Source organism: bacterium endosymbiont of Pedicinus badii (assembly GCF_002075085.1).
Classification (GTDB): Bacteria; Pseudomonadota; Gammaproteobacteria; order Enterobacterales; family Enterobacteriaceae; genus PRUG.
The window spans coordinates 233,402-251,570 of the sequence record NZ_LKAS01000002.1 but is presented as its reverse complement, the minus strand read 5'-3'; the positions used below and the strand labels follow the sequence as shown (position 1 = coordinate 251,570).

At 22.4% G+C, this 18,169-nt stretch carries 18 protein-coding genes; 6 read left to right on the top strand and 12 right to left on the bottom strand.

Annotated features, from left to right (window positions below; translation table 11 throughout):
- Positions 1-6 precede the first annotated feature (6 nt).
- The 4 genes from AOQ89_RS02725 to rsmH form a co-directional block, all read right to left on the bottom strand.
- Positions 7-870 carry a penicillin-binding transpeptidase domain-containing protein gene (locus AOQ89_RS02725; protein WP_080873244.1) on the bottom strand — a complete coding sequence of 288 codons (864 nt, stop codon included), beginning with the start codon at positions 868-870 and terminating at the stop codon, positions 7-9.
- 119 nt (positions 871-989) lie between these two features.
- On the bottom strand, positions 990-1,676 hold the full coding sequence (locus AOQ89_RS02720; protein WP_080873241.1) for a hypothetical protein: 687 nt from the start codon (positions 1,674-1,676) through the stop codon (positions 990-992).
- Positions 1,677-1,679: 3 nt separating this feature from the next.
- Positions 1,680-2,033, bottom strand: a complete 354-nt coding sequence (gene ftsL / locus AOQ89_RS02715) for a cell division protein FtsL (RefSeq protein ID WP_080873239.1) — start codon at positions 2,031-2,033, stop codon at positions 1,680-1,682.
- A complete protein-coding gene (gene rsmH / locus AOQ89_RS02710) occupies positions 2,014-2,958 on the bottom strand; it encodes a 16S rRNA (cytosine(1402)-N(4))-methyltransferase RsmH (protein ID WP_080873236.1) in 945 nt (314 codons plus the stop codon). The genes ftsL and rsmH overlap by 20 nt, the downstream gene beginning before the upstream one ends.
- 84 nt (positions 2,959-3,042) lie before the next feature.
- Between rsmH and lptD the strand changes: the two genes are divergently transcribed.
- The 5 genes from lptD to AOQ89_RS02685 all read left to right on the top strand — a co-directional run bounded on the left by lptD (position 3,043) and on the right by AOQ89_RS02685 (position 9,081).
- Positions 3,043-5,220 carry an LPS assembly protein LptD gene (lptD, locus tag AOQ89_RS02705; protein ID WP_080873233.1) on the top strand — a complete coding sequence of 726 codons (2,178 nt, stop codon included), beginning with the start codon at positions 3,043-3,045 and terminating at the stop codon, positions 5,218-5,220.
- 62 nt (positions 5,221-5,282) lie between these two features.
- Complete coding sequence (locus AOQ89_RS02700; protein ID WP_080873230.1) at positions 5,283-6,488, top strand: peptidylprolyl isomerase; 1,206 nt, start codon at positions 5,283-5,285, stop codon at positions 6,486-6,488.
- On the top strand, positions 6,466-7,476 hold the full coding sequence (pdxA, locus tag AOQ89_RS02695; RefSeq protein WP_080873226.1) for a 4-hydroxythreonine-4-phosphate dehydrogenase PdxA: 1,011 nt from the start codon (positions 6,466-6,468) through the stop codon (positions 7,474-7,476). The genes AOQ89_RS02700 and pdxA overlap by 23 nt, the downstream gene beginning before the upstream one ends.
- A gap of 11 nt (positions 7,477-7,487) precedes the next feature.
- On the top strand, positions 7,488-8,279 hold the full coding sequence (rsmA, locus tag AOQ89_RS02690; RefSeq protein ID WP_195909771.1) for a 16S rRNA (adenine(1518)-N(6)/adenine(1519)-N(6))-dimethyltransferase RsmA: 792 nt from the start codon (positions 7,488-7,490) through the stop codon (positions 8,277-8,279).
- Position 8,280: 1 nt separating this feature from the next.
- Positions 8,281-9,081, top strand: a complete 801-nt coding sequence (locus AOQ89_RS02685; protein ID WP_080873223.1) for a symmetrical bis(5'-nucleosyl)-tetraphosphatase — start codon at positions 8,281-8,283, stop codon at positions 9,079-9,081.
- 5 nt (positions 9,082-9,086) lie between these two features.
- Here AOQ89_RS02685 and AOQ89_RS02680 read toward each other — a convergent pair whose 3' ends face one another.
- Genes AOQ89_RS02680 through ribF form a run of 6 tightly spaced genes read right to left on the bottom strand, consistent with a single transcriptional unit; the run spans position 9,087 to position 15,498 of the window.
- Positions 9,087-9,578: a dihydrofolate reductase gene (locus AOQ89_RS02680; RefSeq protein ID WP_080873221.1), complete on the bottom strand. Its 492-nt coding sequence runs from the start codon at positions 9,576-9,578 to the stop codon at positions 9,087-9,089.
- Positions 9,575-10,339: a 4-hydroxy-tetrahydrodipicolinate reductase gene (gene dapB / locus AOQ89_RS02675; RefSeq protein WP_080873219.1), complete on the bottom strand. Its 765-nt coding sequence runs from the start codon at positions 10,337-10,339 to the stop codon at positions 9,575-9,577. Before dapB ends, AOQ89_RS02680 begins: the two co-directional genes overlap by 4 nt.
- On the bottom strand, positions 10,336-11,286 hold the full coding sequence (gene ispH / locus AOQ89_RS02670) for a 4-hydroxy-3-methylbut-2-enyl diphosphate reductase (RefSeq protein WP_080873218.1): 951 nt from the start codon (positions 11,284-11,286) through the stop codon (positions 10,336-10,338). Before ispH ends, dapB begins: the two co-directional genes overlap by 4 nt.
- Positions 11,283-11,792, bottom strand: coding sequence for a signal peptidase II (gene lspA / locus AOQ89_RS02665; protein ID WP_195909770.1), 510 nt, complete (start codon positions 11,790-11,792; stop codon positions 11,283-11,285). Before lspA ends, ispH begins: the two co-directional genes overlap by 4 nt.
- Entirely contained in the window at positions 11,761-14,556 is a 2,796-nt protein-coding gene (gene ileS, locus AOQ89_RS02660; protein WP_080873214.1) for an isoleucine--tRNA ligase, read from the bottom strand. The genes lspA and ileS overlap by 32 nt, the downstream gene beginning before the upstream one ends.
- 9 nt (positions 14,557-14,565) lie before the next feature.
- Complete coding sequence (gene ribF / locus AOQ89_RS02655) at positions 14,566-15,498, bottom strand: bifunctional riboflavin kinase/FAD synthetase (protein WP_080873212.1); 933 nt, start codon at positions 15,496-15,498, stop codon at positions 14,566-14,568.
- A gap of 92 nt (positions 15,499-15,590) precedes the next feature.
- Between ribF and rpsT the strand changes: the two genes are divergently transcribed.
- The gene (rpsT, locus tag AOQ89_RS02650) at positions 15,591-15,860 is read left to right on the top strand and encodes a 30S ribosomal protein S20 (RefSeq protein WP_080873366.1); all 270 of its coding nucleotides are present in this window, start codon (positions 15,591-15,593) and stop codon (positions 15,858-15,860) included.
- A gap of 1 nt (position 15,861) precedes the next feature.
- Here rpsT and nhaA read toward each other — a convergent pair whose 3' ends face one another.
- Both nhaA and dnaJ read right to left on the bottom strand, forming a co-directional pair.
- Positions 15,862-17,010, bottom strand: coding sequence for a Na+/H+ antiporter NhaA (gene nhaA / locus AOQ89_RS02645; protein WP_080873210.1), 1,149 nt, complete (start codon positions 17,008-17,010; stop codon positions 15,862-15,864).
- A 22-nt stretch (positions 17,011-17,032) separates the two neighbouring features.
- Positions 17,033-18,157: a molecular chaperone DnaJ gene (dnaJ, locus tag AOQ89_RS02640; RefSeq protein WP_080873207.1), complete on the bottom strand. Its 1,125-nt coding sequence runs from the start codon at positions 18,155-18,157 to the stop codon at positions 17,033-17,035.
- Positions 18,158-18,169: the final 12 nt, after the last annotated feature.

The window sequence follows — 18,169 nt, the reverse complement described above, 5'->3', positions numbered from 1 at the left end:
AAAATATTACTCCTTTTTTGAAAAAAAAGATGTATTTTTTAATGCATTTTCCATAATATTTTTAAAAACTGGTAATGCAACCATGCTTCCATAGTATTTTCCATTTTTTGGATCGTTTATAACAATAACTAAAGAAAACATTGGATTTTCTATAGGGGCTATTCCAGCTGTATAAGAAATGTATTTTTTAATATATCTTTTATTCTTTACTTTTCTTACTGTTCCTGTTTTAGCTGCTATCTTATAACTACTAGTACTAGTATTTGTATTTTGAATTTCCATCATTTTTAGTACTTGTATAGCTATTTCTTCTGAAATAATTCTTTTTCCTTGAGCTGGATTTTCTAATTTTAAAATAGACAAAGGTTTTTTAATACCTAAACTTCCAATAATTGCATATAGTCTAGCAATTTGTAAAGGAGTGACCATAAATCCATAACCGTAAGAAAAGGAAGCTCTTTCTATTTCAGAAAAAAATTTTTTTTTTGGAAAAAAGCCAAATTTTTCTCCAATTATCCCTAAATTAGTAGACTCTCCTATACCAAATTCTTTATAAATTTTTAGTATTTTATCAAAAGGGATAGCAAGAGCTAATTTAGAAATTCCAACATTACTGGATTTTTTTAAAATTCCTGAAAGAGTCAATTTTTCATTGTACGAAACATCTTCTACTAAATGTCCATCAATTTTATAAGGTATTGTATTAATAATGCTATTTTTTTTTACAATTCCATTTTCTAATGCTGCGATTACTATAATTGGTTTAATAGTAGAACCAGGTTCTAATAAATCAGTAATTGCTCTATTTCTCATATTTTTGACTCTTAGAAAAGAAAAATTATTTGGATTATAAGAAGGAAAGTTAGCCATGGATAAAATTTCTCCAGTTTTTATATTAATTAAAACAGCTGTCCCAGATTCTGCTTTATTCAGTAAAACTGCTTTTTTAATTTCTAAATAGGAAAAATTTTGTAATTCTTCATCTATACTTAAAAGTAAATTTGTGGAAGATTTTTTTTTTTTTCGTATATATTTTCTACTACTCTTCCAAATCCATCTTTTCTAAAAATTTTTTTTCCTGGTTCACCAGAGAGTAAAAAATCAAAACTTTTTTCTATTCCTTCTATTCCTTTTTCGTCTATATTGGTTATTCCAATTAAATTTGCTAAAGATTTTCCAAAAGGGTAGTATCTTTTGTATTCTATTTCACAATAGACTCCAGGTATTTTCAATTTTTCTATATTTTTACCAGTATTAATAGAAATTTTTCTTGCTAAGTACACAAATTCTTTTTTAGAATGAACTATATTATAGTAAATATTTTCTATAGGAGTTGAAATATATCTAGAAAGAAGTTGCCAAGATTTTTCTTTCATAATATTTTTTATAAAAACTTCTTTGGGATTTGCCCACACTGTGATTGAAGGTATATTAATCGCTACTGGTTTTTTAAACCTATCATAAATAATTCCTCTAAAAGAAGGAATTCTTTTTACTCTAATGGTTCTCATATCACTTTTTTGAGAAAAAAAATCAGAATTAGATATTTGTAAATAAAATAATCTTAAGAAAAATGCAGTAAATATTATAAAAAATAAAAATTTAAAAAAAAGAAATCTTTTATAAAAAAATTTTTTTCTCAATTTGTAATTTTTGTAATACCTAAAATATTGCATATATTAAAAGTTACTTTTTTCTTTTATTAAATTTTTTTCCAAAGGATAGCACATACCAAATTTTTGTTTTGCTAAAAATTCTATTCTTTTAAAATTACCAATAGTGTTTTTTTCTAAAGTAAGTTTATCGTTTTTTATATCTATTAAAGATATTTGGTGTTCTAAATTTTCTTTTTTTATATTTAAAATTCTTGTTTGGTATGTAAAATATACTACAAAAAATGCAGAAGCTGCATTTAGTAGAAGCAAAACTATAGAAGATTTATATTTTTTTGATATATCATATAATATAATACGTACTAAACCGTATTTAATAATTTTTTTCTTTTCTTGTAATTTATAGTATTTTTTCTGCATATCTAAGTATCGCACTTTTGCAACTAGGATTATTTATAATTTCTTTACTAGAAGGAAAAGTTTTCTTTCCTTTTTTAAATAAAATGCTTTTTTTGTATTTTTTAAGAAGAATTTTTTCTGTAACAGGAAAATTTTGTGGTATTTCTGGAATACTACTGTATTTTTGTATAAATTTTTTTATTATTCTATCTTCTAAAGAATGAAAAGATATTACTACAAATCTTCCATTAATTTTTAGTATAGAATATACATCGAGTAGTATTTTTTTTATTTCTAGAATTTCTTGATTTATAAAAATACGAATTGCTTGAAAATACAGAGCAAAAAAATTTTTTTTTCGAAATCCTATAACTTTTTGCATTATTTCATACAATTGACTTGTATAAGAAATTTTTTTTTTCTTTCTAAATTTACAAATTTCTAATGCTATTTTTTTAGAAAATTTTTTGTTTCCAAATTTCTTTAGAACTTTACTAATTTCTTGCTTTCTAGATTTTTGTATCCATTCTGATGCTGTAATACCAAATGAATTATCTATTCTCATATCTAATGGTCCATTAATTTTATAAGAAAATCCTCTTTTTGGATTCTTAATTTGAAAATTAGATATTCCTAAATCTATTAAAATTCCATCAATTTTACCTAATAATTTTTTTTTGATACAATATCTCTTCAAATTTGAAAAAGAAAGGCGTTCAATACTCATTCTAGAATCAAAAAAAATTTTTTTTGCATATTTTATCGTTTCTTTATCCTTATCCAAAGCAATTAATCTCCCATATTTTCCTATTTTTTTCAAAATTAATTTCGAATGTCCCCCTCCTCCTAATGTACAGTCTATATAAATTCCATTTTTTTTAATATTCAAACTTTCTATTGCTTCATTTAATAAAACAGTGTTATGATAGCACTTTGCAGTAGACATAAAACAAATTTAAATTTTATTTATTAAAGAATTAAATAATCCAATTAGAATACTATTTTTAATTATATAATCAATTTAAATCTTATGGAAAAAAAATCGGAACAATTTCTAAAATTTGTTAATAATGTACACATAAAATTCATAAAAATTTTTAGTTTGAGCAATAAAAAAATTTTATTTTATTTTTTATCATTCATTATTTTTTTTAATTTTCAGTCAATACAATCATTTGGTATTAATGAAAATAAAAAGGTAGATTATGTAAATCATAAAACAAAATTAGAAGAAAAAAATAAAAAAATAGAAGTTTACGGAAAAAATCTTACTTTTGATTCTTTTAATGAAAATCTCAAAATATTAGATGTAGACTATAAAATAAATGACATATTTAATGGAAAAGCTAGTAGTCTGGAGTATAAAAAAGATCTTATAGTACTCAATAATTGTCAGTTTACTTCTTGCGAAAGTCTAGAAGATACTTGGAAAATTTCTGGAAAAAAAGTTATTTACGACGATAAAGAAAAATCAATAAAAATCTGGAATGCAGTGTTTAAAGTTAAAAACACTCCTGTTTTTTACTCACCTTATGTAAAGATTTTGGATAGAAAAGAAAAAAAATTTTCGTCTTTTCTTTTTCCTATAATAAAATTTAGCAATAAAAACGGATTTGAATTAGGTGTACCTTATTATTTTTCTTTTTCGGATACGCAAAATTTTTCTGGTTATCTAAATTTTTCTAAAAATTACGGAACCTACTTTAAAGGAAGTTTTAATTATTTAGCCAAACCAGAAATAGGAAAGATAGAGATATTTTGGTTTCCAACAAATAAAAGCATAATTACTGATGAAGAAGATAAAGAATACGGAATGGATCAACATTTATTACTACGTTTAAAACAAAAAAATTCTTTTGAAAACTGGAAGTTCGACATAAATTACACAATAGCAAATTATAAGAATTTTATAGGAAATCCGTATTTTATAAGTAATTACCAAAATAATTATGCAGAAAAAAAAATTAGAATAGATTACTCTGATGAATATTCTGATTTCACTATTCTAACGCAAAAATTTCAACCTTTAGATTCTAAAGATAAAAGAATATTTACCAGTATAATTCCAAAAATAGATTATAAATACACATTTAATATACGTAATTTTTTCGATTTAGAAACTAATTTTCAGTACAGTAATTTTAAACATCCAAAATCTAAAAAAGTTAAGAATACAAGATTTTATATAGAACCAAAACTTATACTTCCGTTGTATAAGAAAAATTGGGCTAATATTAGTACAGAATTATCTATGCAAAATTATTTTTATTCTTTAGAAGATGTGCCATTAAGTAAATACAATCAAAAAATACTACACAATTCTTATTATGAAAATGTGAAACAGATTAAAACTATAGGTAAATTGTCTTTAGAAAATCAAATAAATGAAAAATATACTCAATTTATAGAACCAAAAATACAGTATTTAAAAACATCTAATAATAATAGATATCTATCTGAAGAAGATGCAAAATGGATTTATACTGATTACTTTAGTTTATACAGAGATAAACAAGAAAGTGGAAAAAATATACCAAATTTGTTAGATCAAGTTGTATTTGGAGTACAAACTAGCATATATGATAAAAATTTAAAAGAAGTTCTTAATGCTTCTTTAGGAAAAATTTTTATGCTTATAGGAGATACTTATTCCAAAAGTAATCAAAGAAATTTTCAAGAGCACTTATTTGCAGGAAATATGTTTGTTAAACTAAATAAAGTTATGAATTTTAAAAGTATACTAGCATATGATTCAAAAAGAAATAAAACTTTACATAATGAAAATGCTTTAGAATTTCATAAAAAAAGTGATTTTTTATTCCAAATTAGACATCAATATAATAATAGGGAATACATAGAAAATATGTTCTTTAATCAATATTCCAGTAGAATGCAATATATATCACAAATAGGTTTATCTACTGTACTTCCTGTATATAAAAATATATACCTCAATAGTTCAAATTTTTTCAATGTTAAAAATAAAAAATTGATTCGCCATATTTTAGGAATTAAATACAAAAATAGATGCTTAGATGCAGGATTAGGATTTGAGAAGAAAATGATTATCAAAAATGATAATAAAATGGATTATGAGAAAAATATAACTATTAATTTTGAATTGTTAGGAAATAAAAAAAATTCTAGAGAAGAAAAAGAAATGTACTTCAATAAAGATGCTTTTCTGACTTATCAGGAAGTATTTTAATAAATTTATTTTTTTAAATGAAAAATGAAAATTTTTAGATTTCTTTACTTCAAATTTTTTTTTTGTCCTACTCTGTTTTTTGTAATACTGAAGTTTTGGATGAAATTGTTGCTATAGTCAATCAAGAAGCTATTTTAAAAAGTAGTATTACGCAAAAAAAAGAATTTTCTGAGAAAGATGATAAAGAAATACTAGAAGAAATCATACTAGAAAAAATAGTGTTACAAAATGCTAAAATTTTTGATTTTTTTGTGGAAAAAAAAATAGTAGAAGAAAAAATAGAAGAAATTTTAGAATCTAATAATTTACACAAAGAAAAATTTATAAAAATTTTACTAGAAAATGGAATAAAATACGAAGATTATTTTGAAAAAATAAAAAATAAAATATTATTTGAACAAATGGAATACTATTTTACGTATCCAAAAATTATCATTTATCCTGAAGAAATTGAATCTGTTCTTAATAATATTATGTCTTCAAATATTTTCGAAAATTATCGAATTAATATAAGTCATTTTTTTTATCCATTTGATGATAAAGAAGATTCAGAAAAATTATACCATTTGAAAAAACAGTTAGAAGAAAAAATTCATTCTTACGAAATGAATGAAAAATTTGACGAATTTTTCTCAAATTTTCCTGGATTTTTGAAGATTACAGATCAAAAATCCGGATGGAAAATAGAAGATATTTTTAAAAAATTTTTAGGAGAATTATTGAAAAATGCTAAAAAAAATTCAATTATTGGACCTATATTTTTGTCAAAATCAATGCATATTTTCAAAGTGAATGAAAAGAAAAAAATCAATATTCCTATAGATATTTCTCAAGTACGCATACAGGAAATATTTTTAAAATACAAAAACTCGAAAGAAAAAACACAATCTATTAAAAAATTGAAAAAAATTTTAAGAGAAGTAAATCGTAAAAAAGATTCTTTTACTAAAATTGCGAAAAAAAAATTAAATGACTCTTCTTTTAAAGAGCAAGGAGGAGATATAGGATGGAAATACATAAGATTTTTTAATAAGGAGTATTTAGAAAATATCAAAAAAATTTATAAGAAAAATAAAATTAGCAATATTTTTTGTACAAATTCTGGATGTTATATTATAAAATTAATTGATTTTATTGAAAATAGAAGAAATAATGATTTAGAAAAAAAATCTCATGATATGATTTTTAGAAAAAGATATTCTGAAGAAAAGTCAGAATGGATTAAAGAAATAGAAAAACAATCGTATGTTGAAATTTTTAAAAAATAAAAAAATTTTTCGTATAATTCTAACTTGTGGAGATCCTGCAGGAATAGGTCCAGATATCACTGTTAAAGCTATTCAAAATATTTTAAAAGCAGAAATAGTGTTTTTCGGAGATAAAAATATTCTAAAAGAAAGAGCAAAAATACATAAATTGCCAATCAAAATTTTTAACTATAATAGAAAAAGTACCCCATCTATTAGAAAACAAGGAGAAATTTGTGTTTTTAATATAAAAAACAGAAATAAAGTCTTTCCTGGAACTTTAGATATAAAAAATAATTTATATATTATGCAAATTTTAGAAAAATCTTACTCTGAATGCAAAAAAAAAAACTTTTCAGCCATTATTACTAATCCAATTAATAAAAGCATTTTATTAAAAGATAAAAAAAATAAATTTATTGATCACACTACTTTTTTTTCTACAAAAAGTAAGAAAATGGGCATAATGATGATGTTCAATAAAAATATAAAAGTTGCTTTTTTTACTAACCATATTGCTATTAAAAATGTCTCAAAAAAAGTTAAACAATCTAATCTAATAGAATTTATAAAAATACTTATTGAAGAAGTAAAAGAAAAATTTAATATAAAATTTCCTAAAATATTAGTTTGTGGACTGAATCCTCACTCTGGAGAGGAAGGATACTTAGGAAAAGAAGAAAAAGATATCATTATTCCGGCAATAAAAAAAATTAAAAGAACAATTTATAAAAGAGTATTTGGACCTTTTTCTGCAGATTCTATACTTCATATGGTTCGTTCTAATGAAGATATAATAATTTCTATGTACCATGATCAAATACTTCCAGCAATTAAATATAAATATTTTGGAAAAATTACTAATATAACTTTAGGTTTACCTATTATTAGAACTTCTGTAGATCATGGAACAGCTTTACAAATAGCAGGAAAAAAAATAGAAGAGATAAATGAAGAAAGTCTAATAAATACGATAGATAATACAGTTGAAATTTTAAATAATTTATAAAATTAAAAAATTTGAAAAAAACTTATAAAAACCATATAGTAAAAAAAAATTTTGGACAACATTTTTTAAGAAATAGAAAAATTATAAAAAAAATAATAAAATCTATTAATCCTAATAAAAAAGAAAATTTTCTAGAAATAGGTCCTGGAATGGGAGAAATTACAGTACCTATGATAAAAATTGTTAAAAACATTTCAGCCATAGAAGTAGATAAATCTATCTTTCATATTTTAAAAAAAAATCCAAAGTTAAAAAATCTTTCACTAATTTTACAAGATGCTAGAAAATTTGACTTTTCTAAAATAGAAAATAAACATCCTGGTTTATTAAGAATATTTGGAAATCTTCCTTATAATATATCAAAAAATTTATTGTTTAAAAGTATAAAATATATAGAATATATACAAGATATGCATTTTACTTTGCAAAAAGAAGTAGCAGAAAAAATTATTTCTAATCCTGGAAGTAAGAAATACGGAAGAATAAGTGTAATAATGCAAACTTTTTATAAAATTACTCCTATTTTTAGTATTTTAGCCAAGGAATTTTATCCAATTCCTAAAGTAAATTCTATGTTTTTAAAATTTATTCCATATAAAAAAAATTATATTTCTTCAAAAAATAAAAAAAAACTTTTTTTTATAACAAAACTTGCTTTCTTGAATAGGAGAAAAAAATTATCTAATAGTTTAAAAAGTATTCTAAAACCTATAGATTTTAAAAAAAATAATATTGATTCCTCACTAAGAGCAGAAGATTTAGATATCTATAAATATTATAAACTAACAAAAATAATTAAATAAAATGGCAAACTATCTTATAGGAGATATACATGGTCGTTACTTAGAATTTATGCAACTTTTAAAGAATATTTGTTTTGATTTTAAAAATGATACACTTTGGTCTACTGGAGATGTGGTATTTAAAGGAAATTTTTCTTTTAAAACCTTAAAATTTTTATATAAAAACAGAAAAAGTATTAAAATAGTCTTAGGAAATCATGAAATTAAATTAATTAATTTATACTATGAAGGATTTTTAGAAAAAAATAGTGAATTTCATAATAAGAATGAAACTAAGAAAATAATTTTATGGTTAAAAAAACAACCATTTTTTAGAATAGATAAAAAAAATAATTTTCTAATTTCGCATGCTGGAATACATCCGCATTTTCATAAAATTAAAGAAATAAAAAAAATATCAAATACTTTAGAATTTTTTTTAAAAAATAAAACTAACTTTTTTCTAAATCATATTATGAAAAAAAGAAAAATTTATAAAAAAAGCAAAAAATTTTTAGAAAGATTACAATTTTATCTAAACTCTTTTATTTATATGAGATACTGCTTTTCTGATGGATCTATAGATACTAAGTATAAAGATATTCCGGAAAATACACCAAATATTTTAAAACCATGGTTTATTTTTGAGAGTAAAATATTTAAGAAATACTCTATCATATTTGGACATTGGTCTACTTTATATAGTACAAAAATTAGTATTCCTAAAAATATATACTGTTTAGATACTGGATGTTGTTGGGGGGGGAAATTAAGTATTTTAAAATGGGAAAGTAAAAAAATTTTTAGTATTTTTTGCAAATAAAAATTTTAAATATTTTTTAATAAAATTTCAAAAAATACTTTCTTATTAAGAAATTTAGAATTTTTTCTAAAAATAGTAGTCCAATTATTTTTGTTTAATTTAGGAAAAGTTTTATCTCCAAAACAACTAAAATCCATACTGGTAAGATAAATTTTTTTGACTTTTTCTAAAAAAATTTTATATACCTCACTTCCTCCGATAATTACTACCTCTTTAGAAAATTGTACAAATTCTTTAATTTTATCTGGATGACTAATAGTTATAGCGTTTTTTATTTTTGTAATAGTTCTTGAAAGAATTATATTTCTTCTATTGGATAAAATCTTACTTTTCATAGATTGAAATGTTTTTCTTCCCATCAATACAGTTTTGTTTATAGTATTTTTTTTAAACCAAATCATATCTTCCTTACAGTATCCCCAAGGTATTCGATTATTGTTTCCTATGATACCATTTTTAGAAACAGCCACAATAATGCTAAAATAAAAATTCTTCATTCCAAAAACTCAAAAGAGTTAAAAATACCAAATTTCTTATTTTTTTGTATCCAAATTATAGCACTTTTTATTCCTTTTAAAAAAGCAGAATTTGATTTAGATTTATGATAAATACAAATTTTTTCAAATTTTGTAGAAATTATTATAATATGTCTGCTTGATTGCAAATGATCTCTAAAAGATGAAATACTAATTTTTCTTTCAGAAATACCAAATTTCTTACAAATATTTTTTTTTAAAAAAATTGCTGTACCAGATGGAGAATCTTTTTTATTTTTACTATGTTTTTCAATGATCTTTATGCTTTTTAGTTCTTTTTTGTATATTTTAAAATACTTCATTATTTTTTTTATTACAAAAATTCCTATACTAAAATTTGGACATAATAAAATTAAACAATTACTAGAAATTTCTTCAATAAAGATCTTTTGTTTTTTACTAAATCCTGTAGTACCAACTATAATTTTTTTATTATATTGACTACAAAGACTAATATAATCAATACTAGATTTTGGTTCAGTAAAATCGATTAATACATCAAATTTTTTGTATTTTTTATAAAAAAATTTTTTAGATGATACAAAAAAACTATTCTTTATTTTTTTTTCAATATTTTTTTCATAAATATCTATTTTACTATCATCTTTAATAAAAATACCTACTACTTTCACAGTAGTGGTTTTTACTAAATTATCTAATAAAAATGTTGCCATTCTTCCTGGATATCCAGAAAGAGCAATTTGAATTTTTGTATTTTTCATTCTTTTTTAAAAAATTTTTTTGAAATTCTAAATTTTTGTAATTCTTTAGTATTTGTTTTTTGTTCTTCAAAAACTTTTATATTCCATCCTTTTAAATAAGAAACAACTTTTTGCACTAAATTTTCTGGAGTAGAAGCTCCAGAAGTAATTCCTATATTATTTACTTTTTTAATAAACCATTCTTTTTTAATTTCAGAAAAATTTTCTACTAGAAAAGATTTTTTTTTAGAAAGAATTTTAAAAGATTCTACCAATTTGTTCGCATTAGAAGAGTTTTTAGATCCTACTACTATCAGTAAATCTAATTTAGAAAATATACTTTTTATAGCCATTTGTCTATTATATGTAGCATAACAAATATCATCTTTTTTTTGTCCTGATAAGTTAGGAAATTTTTTTTTTAATTTTTCTACAATTTTTTTTGTTTTTTCAAAAGATAAAGTTGTTTGAGTAAAAAAAGATAATTTTTCAATAGGACTAATATCTATATTTTTAACTTGTTTAGATTTACTAATTATGTATATATTTTCTTTTTTATCATATTGTCCTATAGAACCTTGAATTTCTGCATGATTTTCATTTCCTATAATGATAATTTTTCTTTTTTCTAAATTTGCTTTTCTTATACCAAAATGGACTTTTTTTACTAAAGGACAAGTAGCATCAAAAACTAAAAAATTTTTTTTTTTTGCAATGTCTTCTATTTTTTTAGAAACTCCATGTGCTGGAAATACTAGTATAGAATTTTCAGGAATTTTATTTATATTATTTTCAAATATTACTCCTAATTTTTTAAATTTATCAATTAAGTATTTGTTATGCACAATTTCTTGATAAACATATATTCTATTTTTATAAATTTTTACTAGATTTTCTAATATATAGATTGCTCTTTTTACTCCTGCACAAAATCCTCTAGGATTTAATAAAAAAATTTTTCTTTTCATAGTTTTTTTTGCAAAAAATTTTTATAAAGTATTATGAAAATTCCTATAAATATAAAAGTATCTGCTAAATTGAATGTAGGAAAATGGTATTCATTAATATGAAAATCAATAAAATCCGTTACTTTCTTAAAAAAAATTCTTTCAAAAAAATTTCCAATTGCTCCTCCAAAAATTAATTCATATTCTAAATTTACTATTTTAAAAACACTATTTTTTTTTTCAATATTAGTATTAACTAGTATGATAAATAAAAAAAAGAAATTTATTCCACAAATGAAAAAAATTTTCCATTTTGGTAAATTGGATAGTAGACCAAATGCTATTCCTTCATTATGTACTAAAACAATATTTAGAAACGAAAAAATCCTTAAACAAATAACATTCTGAAAAAACACATTTATCAAAAATTTACTACTAATGTCTAGCAGAAAAATTATGATAATAAAAAAAATTTTTTTATTTTTTAAATTCTTTCTAAAAAAATTTTCTAATTTCTCCTTCTTCATAAACATTCTTAATACATCTTTCGCAAATTTCTGAAATATTTTTTACAATCGTTTCAGAAGAAATAAAATAGTGCCAACAACGATTGCACTTTCTTCCTTTTGCTTTTTTAAAAGTAACTATAATATCTTTTTCTTGTATATTTTTTCTTTTCGAAATAGTTTCTTTAATATCAATATTAGAGCATAGAAAAAAAAATTTTAGTTCTTCTTTTAAATCTTTAATTTTTGCAAAAATTAAAGAAGGTATAGAAATTGTGATTTTAGTATCTAAAATATTCTTAAATACTCTATTTTTTCTTAATACCTCAAATTCTTTATGTACTATCTTTTTAATGAAAATTAAATAATGCCAAAGTTTTTTATCAATTTTTTGTACATTAATATTTTCATGAACCCAAGATTCTTGAAAAATAGAAATTTTTTTGTTTTTCTTTGGAACAAATTCCCATATTTCTTCTGCAGTAAAGGAAATAATTGGAGCGATAAGTTTTGTTAGAATTTCTAAAATATGATATAAAGCAATTTGACAGCTTTTGTACGCTAAACTTTCTTTTCTATTTGTATACTTTCTATCTTTAATTATATCAAAATACAAAGATCCTAAATAAAACGAACAAAAATTAAAAATTTTTTGAACTATTAGATTAAAATGATAATTTTTATAGCAAAAAATAACTTCTTTTTTTAAAATATTACATTGGTATATTATCCACTTATCTATTAAAAGCATGTTTTCTATATTTCGTATATTTTTACTAAATGAAAAATTATGCAAATTAGCTAACAAAAATCTTATAGTATTTCTAATTTTTCTATAGATATCTATTGTATTTTTTATTGTTTTTTCAGAAAAAATTATTTCTTTAGTATAATCTATAGATGCGATCCATAATCTAACTATGTCTGCACCAAAACGATCTACTAGTTCTTTTGGATCAACGACATTCCCTAAAGATTTAGACATCTTTTTTCCTTTCTGATCTACTACAAATCCATGTGTAATAACTTTTTTATAAGGTGGTTTGTTATTTTCTAAGGTAGAAAGTATTATAGAAGACATAAACCATCCTCTGTGTTGATCTGACCCTTCTAAACAAAGATCAGAAAAATTTTTCTTTATTTCTTTTCTATTATTTAAAACACTAGAATAAGTTGATCCTGATTCGAACCAAACATCTAAAATATCTTCATTCTTTTCATATTCTTTGTAATCAGATTTTAAAATTTTTCTTTTATCTAAATCCCACCAATACTGAACTCCAAATATTTCTATTTTTTTAGCAATTTTTTTAATTATTTCAATAGTTTTTGGATGAAAAGAATTATCTTTTTTACTAGTAAAAATAGTAATTGGAACTCCCCAAGATCTTTGTCTAGATATACACCAATCTGGTCTAGTTTTTACTAGTTTTTTTATTTTTTGTATGTTTTCTTTAGGAATCCAATTAACTTTCTCAATATTTTTTATAATACTTTCACGAATCTTTTTTTTCTCTATATCTATAAACCATTGTGAAGTAGAACGAAATACTACAGGAAGACTATGTCTCCAACAATTTGGATAACTATGAATAATTTTTTCTTGAAAAAAAAGATTATTTTTTAGAAGATCAATCATTTTCTTTTCTACTGTAAATATAGAATACTTATTCAAATTTTTAAATAATGATTTTTCATAAAATCCAAAATTGTCAATTGAATTCAGAATTGCAAGATTGTATTTTTTAGCTATGTAATAATCTTCTAATCCATGACTTGGAGCTATATGAACTATTCCTGTACCAAATTTTTTATTTACAAAATTGCTAAATACTAAAGGAATTGCTTTATTAAGAAAAGGATGTTTAAAAAAAATTTTTTTTGCTTCAAAACCAAAAAATTTTTTTAAAACTTTGTATCTTTTTTTCATTTTTTTTGTAAAAAAAATTTTCGCTAAAGATTTTTCAAAAACATAGTATTTTTCTAAATTATCTTCTATTTGTAGAACTTGGTACTCAAAATTTGGATTTATTGCAATTGCTTGATTAGATGGAATAGTCCAAGGATTTGTAGTCCAAATTACAAAAAATATTTTAGAAAATTCTGAAAAAAAACTTTTTTCTTTTTTATTTTTTTCGACAGAAAAACTTACATACATAGAATTAGAATATTTTTCTTTATATTCTAATTCTGATTCTGATATAGAGGACTGACATTTAAAACACCAATATATAGGTTTTACTGCCTTATACAATTTTTTCTTTTTTATGATCGGCACTAAAGTACGAATGATATTTGCTTCAGTTCTAAAATCAGAAGTATAGTAAAAATTTTTCCAATCTGCTATAACTCCTAATCTTATAAAATCCTTTTTTTGAATTATAATTTGTTTTTCAGCAAATTCTCTACAAAATTTTCTAAATTCCTTTTTATCAAGATTCTTCTTTTTTTTACTAAAAAATTTTTCAACTTGCAATTCAATTGGAAGTCCATGACAATCCCATCCTGGAATAAATGGAGCATCTTGATCGCAAAAACCAATAGATTTTACTATAAAATCTTTTAGTATCTTGTTAACTGCATGTCCTATATGAATTCTTCCATTTGCGTAAGGAGGTCCGTCATGCAGTATAAATTTTTTTTTTCCTAATTTGGAATCTCTAATTTTTTTATATACATCAATATCTTTCCATTTTTTTAGTATTATTTTTTCTTTTTCTTTCAGGTTTGCTTTCATTGGAAATTTTGTATAAGGCAAATTTAGAGTATCTTTATAGTTTTTCATAAATTATGTTTATATATTGAAATACTTTTTAACATGTATCAAATCATTAGAAATTTGCTCTTTTAATTCTTTTAAAGAAGAAAATTTTTTTTCATTTCTAATTTTGTTTTTTATTACTATACTAGCATAATATCCGTATAAATTCTTATTTATATTAAGAAAATGAACTTCCATTTTTTTTTTACCTTTTGTTTTAGAAACAGTAGGATTTAGTCCTATATTTGCTATTCCAAAAATAGGATTTTTTTCTATTCCATACGCTTGTACAGCATATACTCCATGTATAGGAAAATTATAATTTTTTAAATATATATTAGCAGTAGGAAATCCTAATATTTTTCCTAAGTATCTACCATGCACTATTCTTCCTGATATGCAGTATTTATGACCTAATAACTTTTCAGCTAAAGAAATTCTGTCTTGATAAAGATAATTTCTAATTATTGTACTACTAACTTTTTTCTTATTGAAAAAATACTCTGATATATCAATCACATTAAATCCTATTTCTTTAGACTTTTTTTTTAAAATTGATATATTTCCTTCTCTGTTTTTTCCAAATTGAAAATCTTTCCCTACTCCTATAGAATTGATACCTAACTTTTTTACTAAAATTTCTGATATAAATTCTTTTGCACTAATACTAGAAAAATATTTATTAAATGGAATGCACAGAATTGCATCTACTCCATAAGAAAAAAGATAGTTTACTTTATCTCTTAAAGAAGATATTCTAGCAGGTGCTAATTTTCCTAATAAATATTCTTTAGGTTGTGGTTCAAATATCATAACTACTATTGGAATTTTTTGTTTGATTCTTATACAATGCAATTTTGAAATTAAATACTGATGTCCTAAATGAAATCCATCAAAATTTCCTACAGTAAAGACACAATTTCTATGTCTTAATTTTACGTTATGTATTCCTCTAATAAATTCCATATAGATTAATATTAAAAAAAATTTTTTTGCGCTATAATAGCATAAAACTTGAATTGAAATTTAAAAAAAACAATTTTACTTTGGAGAAAAAATTGGCTACTAAAAAATCTGCAAAAAAAAGATCTATTCAATCAAAAAAAAGAAGAATATTTAATTTTAGTAGAAAATCTATGATGAAAACCTTTATAAAAAAGACTTTACTAGCTATAAAAGAAAATAATAAAGAACTTTCTCAAGATTTTCTTAAAAAAACACAAAAAATTCTTGATAAATTAGCAAAAAAAAGAATTATACATAAAAATAAATCTTCTAGATATAAATCTAGAATTATGAAAAAAATAAATAAGAAATTTTCAAATTAATTTATTTATTTTCGTTAAAAATCCTTTTTAATATGCAATATCCGAATATAGAAGAAAAAATGCCACTGAAGAAAATTCCAAATTTAGATATATGCACTATTTCTTCTTTTTCATAAAAAGATAGATTCGTAAGAAATATAGACATTGTAAATCCTATTCCACATAATACAGAAATAGAAAAAATTTCTTTTATTGTAATATTTTTAGGAAAAGAAACAACTTTTGCTTTTTTAAATATCCAAGCAAAAAAAGTTATTCCTATAGGTTTTCCAAAAGATAAACCTAAAAAAATTCCTAAGAATACAGTGGAATGTATTGTAGTAATTTTAAAATTTTGCAAATCAATTCCTGAATTACAAAAAGCGAATATCGGCAAAATAAAAAATTTAGAAAATTTTTCAATTTTTCTTTTGGTCTTTAAAAAACTGGAATTCATAATTTTTCTTTTTTCAGGAATTGAGAAAAGTATTCCAGATAGTACTCCTGCAATAGTAGCATGAATACCAGAAAAAAATATAAATATCCAAAGTACAATAGAAAAAATTAAGTACAAAAAAAGATTTTTTTTATATACTAGTAGCATAAATATTGAAAAAATTGATAGAAAGAAATAAATGTACTGAAATTCTTTTCCGTAAAAAATAGCAATAATAAAAATTGCTATTATATCATCTATAATAGCTATAGAAAGAAGAAAGATTCTTAAACTATTGGGTACATTTTTTAAAAAAGATAGGATACTTATAACAAAAGCAATATCTGTAGCTGTTGGTATTGCGCATCCTTTTAAAAAAAAGGAACTATAAAAATTACAAAAATAGTACATCATAAAAGGAAATAGAACACCACCTAAAGCACAAAAAATTGGTAATAAAGTTTGTTTAAATTTTCTCAAACTTCCATTTTTTATTTCGTATTTAATTTCTATCCCTATAAGAAAGAAAAATAGCGACATTAAAAAATCATTTACAAAATCTTTTAATAAAAAAGTACTGTTATTTTTTATAAAAAAAGAAAATTCATTGATAAATCTGTATGTATTTTTTAATTTGCTATTTGCAAAAAAAATAGCTAGTACTGCAAAAGCAATTAAAAAAAAACCTTCGTTTATTTTTTTTTGGTATAAAAATTTTTTAAAAAATTTTTTCATTTATATTTTTATCCGATACTTTTTATCTAGTCAATTCATCAAAAAATCTTTTTACTCCATCAAAAAAACTATTTGATTTTGGACTATTTTTATGTCCGCTAGGTGATAAAAAACTCTTTTTTAATTCCTTTAAAAGATACTTTTGTTTTTCACTTAATCGTACTGGAGTTTCTACAATTACTCTACAAAGTAAATCTCCTTTTCTTCCTCCATGTACAGATCGAACTCCTTTTCCTCTAATTCTAAAGAGTCTATTTGTTTGAGTTTCTGAAGGAATTTTTAATTTTAGCCTTCCATTTAAAGTAGGAACTTCTATTTCTCCTCCTAAAGCTGCTAAAGAGAAATTGATTGGAACTTCACAGTATAAATTATTTCCTTCTCTTGCAAATATTGGATGCTTTTTAACATGAATTTTTACATACAAATCACCGTTTTCAGAATTATCGTAACTAATTTCTCCTTTTCCTGGTATTCTAATTTTATCTCCGTTATCTACTCCAGATGGAATTCTAATAGAAATTTCTTTATTAATTTTTATATTTCCGTATCCATAGCATTTTCTACAAGGATTTTTTATAATTTTTCCTTCTCCTCTACAGTAAGGACAAGTTTGTTGGACTGAAAAAAAACCTTGTCTCATTTGAATTTGTCCAGTACCATGACAAGTAGAACAATTCATAATAGAATTTGTATCTCTTGAAGCTCCTGTTCCATAGCAAGAATCGCATTTTTCTCTAGATGAAACAGAAATTTTTTTTTTAGTTCCTTTTACCGCTTCTTCTAATGAAATTTCTATACTGAAAACTATATCTCTTCCTCTACTTTTTTTTCTTTTACTACTTCCGAAAATATCTCCAAAAACATCTCCAAATATTTCGCTAAAGTCTTCTGCAGAAGAGCTAGAAAAATCTTGTTGAGACTGATCAAAAGCTGCATGACCGTATTGGTCATATGCAGCTCTTTTTTGAGGATTTATTAAAATTTCATAAGCTTCTTTTATTTCTTTAAATTTAGATTCTGCATGTATATTTCCAGGATTTCTATCAGGATGAAATTTTATTGCTAGCCTTTTATAAGCTCTTTTTATTTCTCTTTCTTCAGCATTTTTTGAAATTCCTAAAATGCTATAATAATCTGGTTTTGTCATTTGTTATCCTTT